Annotated in this window: 10 protein-coding genes; 7 read left to right on the top strand and 3 right to left on the bottom strand. The window is 69.1% G+C overall.

Features of this window, described 5'->3' with window-relative positions; all coding sequences use genetic code 11:
• The first annotated feature begins 43 nt into the window (after nt 1–43).
• The 4 genes from ACV7NO_RS10210 to ACV7NO_RS10195 are packed head-to-tail and all read left to right on the top strand — an operon-like array spanning nt 44 to nt 2,884.
• Nucleotides 44–394, top strand: a complete 351-nt coding sequence (locus tag ACV7NO_RS10210) for a poly(R)-hydroxyalkanoic acid synthase subunit PhaE (protein ID WP_463405894.1) — start codon at nt 44–46, stop codon at nt 392–394.
• Between the two features lie 26 nt (nt 395–420).
• Nucleotides 421–1,503, top strand: coding sequence for an alpha/beta fold hydrolase (locus ACV7NO_RS10205; protein ID WP_463405893.1), 1,083 nt, complete (start codon nt 421–423; stop codon nt 1,501–1,503).
• Nucleotides 1,500–2,036 (top strand): N-acetyltransferase family protein, encoded by a 537-nt coding sequence (locus tag ACV7NO_RS10200; protein ID WP_463405892.1) that lies wholly within the window; start codon nt 1,500–1,502, stop codon nt 2,034–2,036. The genes ACV7NO_RS10205 and ACV7NO_RS10200 overlap by 4 nt, the downstream gene beginning before the upstream one ends.
• Nucleotides 2,037–2,089: 53 nt before the next feature.
• A complete protein-coding gene (locus tag ACV7NO_RS10195; protein ID WP_463405891.1) occupies nt 2,090–2,884 on the top strand; it encodes an esterase/lipase family protein in 795 nt (264 codons plus the stop codon).
• 129 nt (nt 2,885–3,013) lie between these two features.
• Here ACV7NO_RS10195 and ACV7NO_RS10190 read toward each other — a convergent pair whose 3' ends face one another.
• The 3 genes from ACV7NO_RS10190 to ACV7NO_RS10180 all read right to left on the bottom strand — a co-directional run bounded on the left by ACV7NO_RS10190 (nt 3,014) and on the right by ACV7NO_RS10180 (nt 8,240).
• Nucleotides 3,014–3,454 (bottom strand): phasin family protein, encoded by a 441-nt coding sequence (locus ACV7NO_RS10190; protein ID WP_463405890.1) that lies wholly within the window; start codon nt 3,452–3,454, stop codon nt 3,014–3,016.
• Nucleotides 3,454–4,983, bottom strand: a complete 1,530-nt coding sequence (locus ACV7NO_RS10185) for a WS/DGAT/MGAT family O-acyltransferase (protein ID WP_463405889.1) — start codon at nt 4,981–4,983, stop codon at nt 3,454–3,456. Before ACV7NO_RS10185 ends, ACV7NO_RS10190 begins: the two co-directional genes overlap by 1 nt.
• 77 nt (nt 4,984–5,060) lie before the next feature.
• Complete coding sequence (locus ACV7NO_RS10180) at nt 5,061–8,240, bottom strand: bifunctional cytochrome P450/NADPH--P450 reductase (protein ID WP_463405888.1); 3,180 nt, start codon at nt 8,238–8,240, stop codon at nt 5,061–5,063.
• A 124-nt stretch (nt 8,241–8,364) separates the two neighbouring features.
• Here ACV7NO_RS10180 and ACV7NO_RS10175 point away from each other — a divergent pair, with 124 nt between their 5' ends.
• The 3 genes from ACV7NO_RS10175 (at nt 8,365) to ACV7NO_RS10165 (ending at nt 10,824) form a co-directional block, all read left to right on the top strand.
• Entirely contained in the window at nt 8,365–8,877 is a 513-nt protein-coding gene (locus tag ACV7NO_RS10175; protein WP_463405887.1) for a homogentisate 1,2-dioxygenase, read from the top strand.
• Nucleotides 8,874–9,509 carry a peptidylprolyl isomerase gene (locus tag ACV7NO_RS10170; protein ID WP_463405886.1) on the top strand — a complete coding sequence of 212 codons (636 nt, stop codon included), beginning with the start codon at nt 8,874–8,876 and terminating at the stop codon, nt 9,507–9,509. The genes ACV7NO_RS10175 and ACV7NO_RS10170 overlap by 4 nt, the downstream gene beginning before the upstream one ends.
• Nucleotides 9,510–9,603: 94 nt before the next feature.
• Nucleotides 9,604–10,824: a M20 metallopeptidase family protein gene (locus ACV7NO_RS10165; protein ID WP_463405885.1), complete on the top strand. Its 1,221-nt coding sequence runs from the start codon at nt 9,604–9,606 to the stop codon at nt 10,822–10,824.
• The last annotated feature ends 10 nt before the right edge of the window (nt 10,825–10,834 follow it).

Raw genomic sequence — 10,834 nt, 5'->3', positions numbered from 1 at the left:
CGCGGCTTGACGCGCCGGGCGGAGCGTGGAAGTCTCGCCCGCGATGACCACGCCCGATCCCTCCGCCTTCTTCCGCGACATGCTCGGTCAGTGGGAGAAGATGGCGAACAGCTTCGGCGGCGACGCGGTCAAGAGCGAGGAGTTCACCCGCGCGATGCACGGCGCCTCCGCCGCCGCGATGCAGGCGCAGGCGCAGACCCACGAGATGATGGCCAAGGCGCTCGCCGCCGCGAACCTGCCCAGCCGCAAGGACGTCGAGGACGTCGCGGTCCGCCTCGCCGCGATCGAGGCGATGCTCCACCGGATCGAGGCGAAGCTCGACGGCACGCCGCCCGCGAAACCCGATCGCCCCAAGCCCAAGCGTGGCCGCAAGCCGCCCGAAGCCAAGGCATAGCGCATGACGGACCGCGAGCCCCGCGCTTGACCGACACGCTGCTCGCCCCCTTCGCCGCCGCGCAGGCCGAGTTCGAGCGCGCCTTCACGCGCAACATCAAGGGGCTCGATTACTTCACCTCGCCCGCCCCCGTCCTCGGCGCCTCGCCCAAGGACGTGCTGATCGAACGCGGCACCATGCGGCTCTACCATTACCACCCGCGCGTGGACCCGAGTCGCGAGGAGGTGTACCGCGTGCCGATCCTGCTCGTCATGGCCACCACCAACCGCGGCTACATCTTCGATATGGTGCCCGGCCAGAGCCTCGTCGAATATCTGCTCGACGCAGGGTTCGACGTGTTCATGCTCGACTGGGACGCCCCCCGCGCGCACGAATGCACGCTGACGCTGGAGAGCTACGTCCTCGATTTCCTCCCCGCCGCGGTCGCGCGCGTGCAGGATGAGACGGGCCAGCCCGACGTCTCGGTCGTCGGCTATTGCTTCGGCGGCGTGCTGTCGCTGCTCTGGGCTGCGCTCGAGGGGCAGGGTCGCCTCGCCAATCTCGCGACCTTCACCACGCCCGTCGATTTTCACGCGATGGAGATGTTCCGCGCCTGGGCGGACCCGCGCTTCTTCGACGTCGACCGGCTGGTCGACACCTTCGGCAATTGCCCCGGCGACTATCTCTACACCGCGTTCGACATGCTCCGCCCCGGCGCGCGCGCCGCGGGCAATGTCCGGCTCTACGACAATCTGTGGAACGACGAGTTCGTGAAGTCCTTCCGCATGTTCGAACGCTGGAACACCGACACGCTGCCGCTGGCGGGCGAGTATTTCCGCCAGACCACCAAGGCGTTGTTGTGGGACAACCGCCTGATGGCGCGCACGATGACGGTCGGCGGCCGCGCGATCGATCTCGGCGCGATCACTGCCCCCTTCCTCCACGTCACCGCCGAGCACGACCATATCGTTCCGACCGAGGCCTCCGCCCCGCTGATCGACATGATCGGTGCACAGGACCGGCAACAGCTCGTCCTCAAGGGCGGGCATGTCAGCCTCGTCGCCGGCCCCAACGCGGTCAAGCGGATGTGGCCCGCGCTCACCGCGTGGCTGGAGCCCCGATCGACATGACCACGCGCATCCGCCGTTTCCGCGAGGCCGATCGCGACGCGATGCTCGCCTTCGCGCACGCGCTGCCCGAGCACGACCTGCTGTTCCTCGGCCGCGACCTCAAGCATCCGCGCGTCGTCGCGGCGTGGCTGTCGGCGATCGAAGAAGGCTGGATCGACAGCCTGATCGCGGAGGAGGACGGCGAGGTCGTCGGCACCGTCGCGCTGGTCCGCGATCCGCTGGGATGGAGCGCGCATGTCGGTGAGGTCCGCCTGCTCGTCTCCGCCGCGCGCCGCGGCGCCGGGCTCGGGCGGGACCTGCTGGAGGCGATGTTCGCGGTCGGCGTCGAGCGCGGCCTCGCCAAGCTGACCGCCGCGATGACCCCCGACCAGCAAGGCTCGGTCGCGCTGTTCGAAAGCCTCGGCTTTCGCGGCGAGGCGCTGCTGCGCGACCAGGTACGCGACCGCGCCGGCACCCCGCACGATCTCGCGATCCTCAGCCTCGATCTCGCGCGCCACGCCGCGCAGCACCGCGCCTATGGCTTCGCGAACTGAACCATAACCGATCGCGGCGCATTGATGCCGCGACACCCCGCAGGAGACGTCCGATGGCAACCGCCGCCCCGCCGACCCCGATCACGCGACCGCCCTCGCCGCTGCTCGCGCTGACCGAGCTGCCGCGCGCGCTCGCCGAGTTCGGCTCGCTCCCCTGGGCCGCGCCGCTCCTCGCGATGGCGCCGCGCGGCGACGGCCACCCCGTCCTCGTCCTGCCCGGCTTCACCACCTCGGATCGCTCGACCGCTGTCTTGCGCCGTTACCTCACCCGCAAGGGCCATGACGCGCACACCTGGGACCTCGGCCGCAATCTCGGCCCAAAGGCGATCGGCCGCGAAGGCGAGAAGCTCGTCGCGCGGATCGAGGCGATCCACGAGGCGACCGGCCGCAAGGTCAGTCTCGTTGGCTGGAGTCTCGGTGGCGTGATGGCGCGGATGGTCAGCCGCCGCGTGCCCGACGCGGTCCGTCAGGTTATCTCGCTCGGCTCGCCCTTCACCGGCTCGCCGCGCTCGACCAACGTCTGGCGCGCCTACGAACTGCTGACCGGCCAGCGGATCGACGACAGCCACACGAAGGAACAGCTTCGCGAAAGCGCCACGCCGCCTCCGGTCCCCTCGACCGCGATCTGGAGCCGCGAGGACGGCATCGTCGCGTGGCAGAACTGCGTCGAACCCTTCGACCGCAACAGCGACAATATCGAGGTCCATGGCAGCCACTGCGGCCTCGGCGTGAACCCGGCCGTGCTTTACGCCGTGGCCGACCGCCTTGCGCTCCCCGAGGACGCCTGGCGCCCCTTCAACCGCGCCGGCCTGCGCGCGATCTTCTACCCCTCGGCCGGGCACGCCTGAACAGGTCGGAACACTTGTCCCCTCTCGCTCGGGCTGAGCTAGTCGAAGCCCTGCGCTTCTTCTGTTTCGTTACCTTCAGAAGAAGAACAGCACTTCGACAGTCTCAGTGCAAACGATAGGAAACCTAATTCAGTCCTTCCCCTTCAACGGCTGCACCGCATCCCGGCCGAACTGCACGATCAACTCGCCGATCTCACGCGCCTGAGTCATCGAACGATTGCCCTGTTCGCGCAAATAATCGCCCTGGATCTTCATCACCTGCGACAGGTCCTTGGCCTGCGCCGCCTCGCGCAGCGCCGCGAACGCCTCGCGCGCGTTCGTCTCGGCCTGGTCGATCATCTTCACGCCGATCGTCGATCCGCCCTCGGCGATCTTCTGGCCGGACGCCTTCATCGCTTCGCCCGCGCGCTTGGCGGGGTCGACGACCTTCTCGTTGAACGTATCCTTCGCCTTTTCCGCGCCCTCGCGGACCTTGTCGGTCGCGGACTTGGCCGCATCCGCCGCCTTGTCCGTCGCGCCCTTGGTCCGGGCCGCCGACGCGTCGATCGCGTCCTTCACATCGCCTGCCATCACTTCGCTCCTTTGCTGCGGGTTGCGGATCTGCGCCCGGAAACCTTGCGCCCTGAAACCGGTGCGTCGTCGTTAGCCTGTACTGGCGCTTCAACCGGCACCGGCGCGGAAGGTTTCGCGGTGGCCGTGCGAAGCGCCGCGAACGTCGCGCGCAGCGCATCCGCATAGGCGTCCGGGTCGGGCATCATGTCACGATCGCAGGTGAACGAGATCGCGATCGTGTCGCCATAGCTATAGACCGGGTTGATGAGCCCCATCCCGTCGAACACCGGCCCCGTCCCGTACATCGCCACCATCCGCGCCCCGCAGAAATACAGCGGCACGCGGCTGCCCGGCACGTTGGTGACGACGCAATTATACGCCGGCGCATGCGCGTTCGCTGCGCCGACGCGCGTGTAGAGCCGCGCGCCCAGCCCCGCGAGCCCCGACGGGATCAGCTGGCTGTAATCCGCCAGCGCCTTCGCGCCGACCGCGTTGGTCATCGCCTTGGAGTTGACCGCCTCGGCATGGACGAACCGCAGCCGTTCCAGCGGGTCCGCGATCTGCGTTCCCAGCCCCACGACCATCGCCGACACCTGGTTGCCCAGCGCCGCCTTCTCGCCCTCCCCGCGCACCGAGATCGGCGCCATCGCGGTCAGCGTGTCCTTGGGCAGCTCGCCGCGCCCCTCCAGATACCCGCGCAAGCCCCCGCCGACGATCGACAGGATCACGTCGTTGACGGTCGCGCCCGGCACCGCCTCCTTGATCGCGCGGATGTCCTTCAGCGGAAACGGCACCGCATCCCACACCCGGTGCGCGGAAACCTTGCCGTTGAACCGCGACTTCGGCGCCGGCCGCACGCCCTTGATCGAGATGTCGCCCTTGCGCAGCTCGTTCGTCAGCCGCGCCATTCCCGGCAACGACCGGCCCACCGTCTCCATCACCCGCATCGGCTGGACCAGACTGTTGAAGTAACTCCGCACCAGCAGGTCCGCGACACGCGGCATGGTCTCGGGCCGCCACGTGTCGGGATCGTCGGAATCGGTCAAGTCCGCGCTGGTCGAATGGACCGCGGCGGACATCTCCACCCCGCTCATCCCGTCGATCGCGGCATGGTGCACCTTGCTCACCAGCGCAAAGCACCCCGGCGGCAGCCCGTCGATATTGTCGAGCCCTTCGACGATCGTGAACTCCCACAGCGGCTTCGTCAGGTCCATCGGCCGCGCATGGAGCCGCGCCGCCTGGATGCACAATTGCCGCCAGTCGCCCGGCTTCGGCAGCGCGATGTGGCGGACGTGGAATTCGATGTCGAACTCCGGGTCCTCGATCCAATAGGGATGGTCGAGGTCGAACGGCACCCGCACCAGCCGCTGGCGAAAACTGCGCGCGCCCGCCAGCCGCGCCTCGATGAACGCCAGAATATCCTTGAACCGCACGAACCCGCCCGGGGCAGTCGACGGATCATAGATCGCGACCGATCCGATGTGCATCGGCGTGTGCGGGGTTTCCAGATAGACGAACGTCGCGTCCTGCGCGCTCAGCTGCTGCATCGGCCTCTCCCGTGGCGCTCGTCGTGACGCCATCGGGTGCGATGCTGGACCCGCCCCGCGCGAAGGGCAAGCGCCGTCTATTTCCCGAACCCGAACACGTCTTGGTGGAACCGCCCGTCCGCGATCATCGCCTCGAGCCAGGCGGATCCCTGCGCGTGTTCTCCCCCCACCTGCTGCATCCAGATGCGGATCAGCGTGTCGCGCACCGCGGGCGCCATGAACTTCCCGTCGCCGCACAGATAGATCGCCGCACCCGCCTCGATCGCGCGCCAGACCTTCTTCTGCTCAGCCCACAGCGCGTCCTGCACGAACCGCCACGGATGCGACTCTACCGCGGAAAACGCCAGCGACAGGTCGGCCACGCCCGCCGCCTGCCACGCCTCCATCTCCGCGCGGCAGAACCAGTCGTGATCGGGGTGCCGGCATCCGAAGAAAACGAGACTCGTCGCGACATTCTCCTGCGCTGCGCGCTCCTGCAGGAACCCACGCAGCGGCGCGAACCCCGTCCCCGGCCCGATCAGGATCATCGGCACCGACGGATCGGCGGGCGGCGCGAACGGCGGGTTGGGCCGGCGGACATAGCCGAACACATGGTCCCCCGCCGCCACCCCCTGCATATATCCCGACGCGAACCCGCGATGCTCGCCAAGCCCCGACCAGGCGGGCGCCGCCATCGTGCCCACGATCAGGTCCGCGACATCGGGCGACACCAGCGGGCTCGACGCGATCGAATAGAAGCGTGGGCTTATCGGCGCGGACAGCTCGACGAGGGACTCGAACGCCAGTTCCGCCGCCGGATGCGCGTCAAGCAGGTCGAGCAACGTCACCCGCTTCGCCGCGATTTCCGCGTCGTACCCGGCCTCCAGCGCCGCCAGCGTGCGCACCGTGTTCGGGCACCGCGTCTGCGCGATCACCGCCGCCAGCGCACGCTTCGACAACGGATCGCTCAACTCGACGAAGTCGGTCAGCAACTGGCGCACCGTCACCGTCTGCCCGATCGGCAGATGCCGGAACCGCCCGCCCTGCCCGCCCAGCCGCACCTGCGCCGCGCCGTCGATCCCTATCCGCGCCACCGCACGCTCGACCAGCGCGGGCCGGTTGCGCGCATACACCGCGATATGGTCCCCGGTGTAGTAACGCTGCCCCTCGGGCAACCGGATCCGGATCAGCCGCGTAGAGGGCCGCGGCGGCTCATTCGCGAAGTCCCACAAGCCTTCAGCCGGCCGCACCAGCTCGTCGTTGGCGACGATCTCCAGCCGCTGCGCATGTTCGGGCAGCGCCTGCGCGCGCATGTCCGCCGCATCGACCATCGTCAGCGACAGCGATGCGGGCGCATCGGCCGGCGCCGCCTCGCTCCCCAGCGCCTTCCACAGGTCGCGGACGAACCCCGCGACCGCGCCGTCGAAGTCGCCCTGCCCGTCCGCCTCCGCACGCGGCACCAGCGCCTCGCCCCCCGCCGCCGCGATCGCCGCCTCGACGCGCTTGGGGAAATGCTGGTAGTTCGGCCACTGGCTGTTGCCGACGCCCAGCACCGCATAACGCGCGCCGGACCAGTCCGCGCCCTCGAACGCCCCGGCGTCGAGCGCGCGCTCCACCTCCACCGCGGTATCCGGCGCGCGCCCGTTATAGGTTGCGGTCACCAGTACGATCACCTTGTCCTGCGGCGCCGCGCCGCCCTTGAAGCTCTCGTCCATCGATCGCACGACCACGTCGAACCCGTCGACCCGCGCCCGCTCCGCGATCTCCTCCGCGATGTCCCGCGCCGTTCCCAGCGACGACCCGTAGAGTACAGCGAACTGCTGCCCCGATCCCGCGACCGCGCTGACCTCTGCCGCCTCGACGGTTTCCGCCACCCCCACCTGCAACCGTTCGTGCGGCTGGCGCACGCGGATCCGCATGTAGAAATCGTCGGGCTTGATCGACAGCGTCTCCTTGATCTTCAACCTGTACAAATGCGGATCGCCGATCGAGAAGGCGCGCAGCATCATCGCCATTGCGATCTTCGCCTCGACCATCGCGAACTGCCGCCCGATGCACGCACGCTCGCCATTGCCGAACGGCTTGTACGCATGCGGGTGCCGCGCCGCCTCCGCCTCGGTCAGCCAGCGGTCGATATCGAAGGCTTCCGGATCGTCCCACACCTTGGGCGAACGCTGGAGCCCCGGCGTGAAGATGTTAACCGGCCGGTCCTTGCGCATCTGCCACTTGCCGCCGATCAGCGTATTCTCGAACGGCGCCAGGCTGAACGACGGCGCGGTCGGCCAAAGCCGCAGCGCTTCCTTCAGCACCCGCTCGATCACCTCAAGCTTCGCGACCTGCGCATAGTCCGGCCGCACGTCGCCGGGCAGCACCCGGTCCACCTCGGCATAGGCCTGCGCCAGCACCGACGGATTGCGCAGCAGATACGCGAACGCGAACGTCAGCATGCCGCTCGTCGTCTCGTGTCCCGCGATCAGGAACGTCAGCACCTGATAGCGGATGTTCAGGTCGTCCAGCCCCTCCCCCGTCTCCGGGTCCACTGCGGTCAGCATCAGGTTCAGCAGGTCGCGGCCATCCGTCGGGTTTGCCCGCCGGTCGACGATGATCCCGTCGACCAGCGCGTTCATCTCCGCAATGTCCGCGTCGTACTGCGCCTTCGCCTTGCCCGCGAACCGGTTCTGGATCGGCAGCCGCGTGATCGTGTTGAGCGACTCGCCCAGCGCCCGCCCCAGCGCCACGAGGAAGCTGTCCAGCTCCTCGCGTTCGAAGCTGCCGAACCGATGCCCGAACCCCGCGATCGCGATCGAATCGAGCGTCAGCCGGGTCATGTCGTCCGCCACCAGCACGTCGGTGCCGCTGGCGCGCGTCCATTTCTCCACTAGTTGGTCGCACACCTCGACGATCATGTCGAAATAGCCGCGCATCGCGCGATTGGAGAACGCCGGCAGCAGGATGCGGTGCGCCTTGCCCCAGTTGGGCTCCTCGCTGAACGCGGTGAACAGCCCGTCGCCTGCGAACTTGCGCACCACGCGCAGGCCCGGCCCCGGCATCTTGCGGAACCGCGTCTCGTCGCTCAGCTCCGCGACCAGGTCGGGATCGGTCACGAACACCGCGACGCGGCTCCCGAACTTCAGCTTGAAGATCCCCTCGGGGAATTCCTTGCTCACCTGCAGCAGGTGCCCGACGAGCCCCGCGCGCGCGATCTGGTGGAGGTGCCCGACGACCGGCAACCCCTTGGGCGCCGGGATCGACACGCGCGCGCTCGCCTTGGTTGCCATGTCGTCGCTCTCCCGTTTCAAGGCACCTCAACACACGCATTCCAACTGTGCAAGGTGCCGCAACGGAAAGGCTGCACGCGGCGACGGAGTGCGCTAAGAAGCGGCAGGATCACGGAGAAACCCGATGCGAATGCCTGCCCTCGTCGCCCTCTTGCTGCTCGCCGCGCCGGCCGTCGCGCAGGATCCTGCGACCGACCCCGCCTGCACCAACCTCCGCGTCGCGCTCCCCGCCGAGCTCGCTGGCTGGAGCGAACGGACCGCCGTCACCGCCGGCGTCAAGCCCGGCGACGGCGCCGCCATCGTCGTCGGCAAGGCCTATGCCGTCGCGCTCCACCCCACCGCGCACCTCGCGCTATCCCCCGCGCCGCAAAAGGCCCCCGCCTCCACCACGCAGGGCGGCGCGATCACCGTACCGGTCACGCAGGCGGGCACGTACCGCGTCGCGCTCGGCGGCCCCGCCTGGATCGACGTCGTCCGCGACGGCAAGGCGCTCGCCTCCGCCGCGCACAATCACGGGCCGAAATGCACCGGCGTGCGCAAGCTCGTCGATTTCGCGCTGACGCCCGGCACCTACACGATCCAGCTGTCGGGCGCCCCCACGGCGACGCTGGCGCTGATGCTGGTGAAGGTGAAATGATCGCGTTCGCGCTTCTCCTCGCCGCCGCGCAGGTCGCCCCGGCCCCGGTTCCGCCCGTGCCGGCGCCAGCTCCGACCGTGCCGGCACCCGCACCGGCACCCACGACGCGCGTCGTCCTCACCACCGCAGAGGGCCCGATCACGATCGCGGTCGAGACCCGGCGTGCGCCCGTCACCGCTGCCAACTTCCTGAAATATGTCGATCAGAAGCGGCTCGACGGCACGCCCTTCTACCGCGCGGTCAAGGTCGCACCCGGCTACGGCCTCGTCCAGTTCGGCACCCGCAACGACCCGAAACGCACGCTGCCCCCCATCGCGCACGAGACGACCGCCAGAACCGGGCTCAGCCATGTCGACGGTGCGATCTCGATGGCGATGGCGCGGCCGGGCACCGCGACGGGCGACTTCTTCGTCGTCATCGGCGACCTGAAATCGATGGACTCGACCGCGACCGATGCAGGCTTTGCGGTCTTCGGCCGCGTCGTCGATGGCATGGACCTGATCCGCCGGATCCTCCTGATGCCCACTTCGCCGACGCTCGGCGACGGCCCGATGAAGGGCCAGATGCTCGCGCCCCAGGTGAAGATCGTCACGGCAAAGCGGGCGCCGCCCCTTTCCCCGGCCAAGCCATAGGCGTAGACTGCGCTCGACCCCATCCACCGTTCGGGCTGAGCTTGTCGAAGTCCGCCGCGCCGCTTGCGGACCAACGGATTGCCGGAGACAGCGCATGACCACCACGATCGACCGCCGCACCGACTGGACCGCGATCGGCGCCGCCGAGCTCGCCGACGTCATCGCGCTGCGCCGCGCGATCCATGCGGAGCCGGAGGTCGGGCTCCACTGCCCGCGCACCACCGCCAAGGCCAAGGCCGCGCTCGCCGGCCTCCCGCTCGAGATCCACGACAGCACCTCCACCACCGGCTTCGTCGCGATCCTGCGCGGCGGACGTGGCGCGGGCGACAACCAGCGCACCGTGCTGCTGCGCGGCGACATGGACGCGCTGCCGATGACGGAGGAGACCGGCCTCCCCTTCGCCTCCACCATCCCCGGTGCGATGCATGCCTGCGGCCACGATGCGCACACCGCGATGCTCGTCGGCGCCGCCAAGGCGCTGTGCGCGCGCCGCGACGAGGTCGCAGGCACGATCGTCTTCATGTTCCAGCCCGGGGAGGAAGGCCATCACGGCGCGCGCCACATGATCGCCGACGGCCTGCTCGACATCGCCAAGCCCGACGCCGCGTTCGCGCTCCACATCTCGCCCAACGCGCCCGCGGGCACGCTGGTCGGCCGCGCCGGCGCGCTGCTCGCCTCGACCGACACGGTCCACGCGATCGTTCGCGGCGCGGGCGGCCACGCCGCGATGCCGCACGACTGCCTCGATCCGATCCCCGTCGCGTGCGAGATCGTCACCGCGCTCCAGACCTTCGTCGCGCGCAAGGTGCCCGTCGCCGATCCCGCGGTGCTGACGATCACGAAGATCAACGCCGGCTCCTCGCACAACATCATCCCGGAGGAGGTCGCGCTGATGGGCACGCTGCGCACCCTCTCTGAGTCCACGCGACAGACGATGCGCGCCGCGTTCGAACGGATCGCGCAGGGCATCGCCGCCGCGCACGGTCTCACCGCGGAAACGTGGATCGACGAGGGCTATCCCGTCACGATGTGCGATCCGCGGGCAACCGCACTGATGGAATCGGTCGCTGCCGATCTGGGCGGCGAATGGTCTCAGATGCCCGCCCCGATGATGGGCGGCGAGGATTTCAGCTACGTCCTTCGCAAAGTTCCCGGCGCGATGGCCTTCATCGGCGTCGCCCCCGACGGCACCGATCCCCGCACGAATCCCCCGCTGCACAATACGAAGATGACGATCGCCGAGGACGTCATGGCCCGGGGCATCGCCGTTCACTGCGCGGTCGCCGAGAAGTTCCTGAACGGAGGCCTCGGCTAGACTCCCTCTC

It is taken from the genome of Sphingomonas sp. Ell38C01, from assembly GCF_055231975.1.
The sequence above is the reverse complement of the archived record's forward strand: the minus strand, read 5'-3'. Positions and strand labels throughout refer to the sequence as shown.

Coding starts and splice junctions, on each gene's coding strand:
- ACV7NO_RS10195 (WP_463405891.1), top strand. CDS start 2,090: ATGGCAACCGCCGCCCCGCCGACCCCGATCACGCGACCGCCCTCGCCG.
- ACV7NO_RS10165 (WP_463405885.1), top strand. CDS start 9,604: ATGACCACCACGATCGACCGCCGCACCGACTGGACCGCGATCGGCGCC.
- ACV7NO_RS10185 (WP_463405889.1), bottom strand. CDS start 4,983: ATGCAGCAGCTGAGCGCGCAGGACGCGACGTTCGTCTATCTGGAAACC.
- ACV7NO_RS10180 (WP_463405888.1), bottom strand. CDS start 8,240: ATGGCAACCAAGGCGAGCGCGCGCGTGTCGATCCCGGCGCCCAAGGGG.
- ACV7NO_RS10210 (WP_463405894.1), top strand. CDS start 44: ATGACCACGCCCGATCCCTCCGCCTTCTTCCGCGACATGCTCGGTCAG.
- ACV7NO_RS10200 (WP_463405892.1), top strand. CDS start 1,500: ATGACCACGCGCATCCGCCGTTTCCGCGAGGCCGATCGCGACGCGATG.
- ACV7NO_RS10175 (WP_463405887.1), top strand. CDS start 8,365: ATGCGAATGCCTGCCCTCGTCGCCCTCTTGCTGCTCGCCGCGCCGGCC.
- ACV7NO_RS10190 (WP_463405890.1), bottom strand. CDS start 3,454: ATGGCAGGCGATGTGAAGGACGCGATCGACGCGTCGGCGGCCCGGACC.
- ACV7NO_RS10170 (WP_463405886.1), top strand. CDS start 8,874: ATGATCGCGTTCGCGCTTCTCCTCGCCGCCGCGCAGGTCGCCCCGGCC.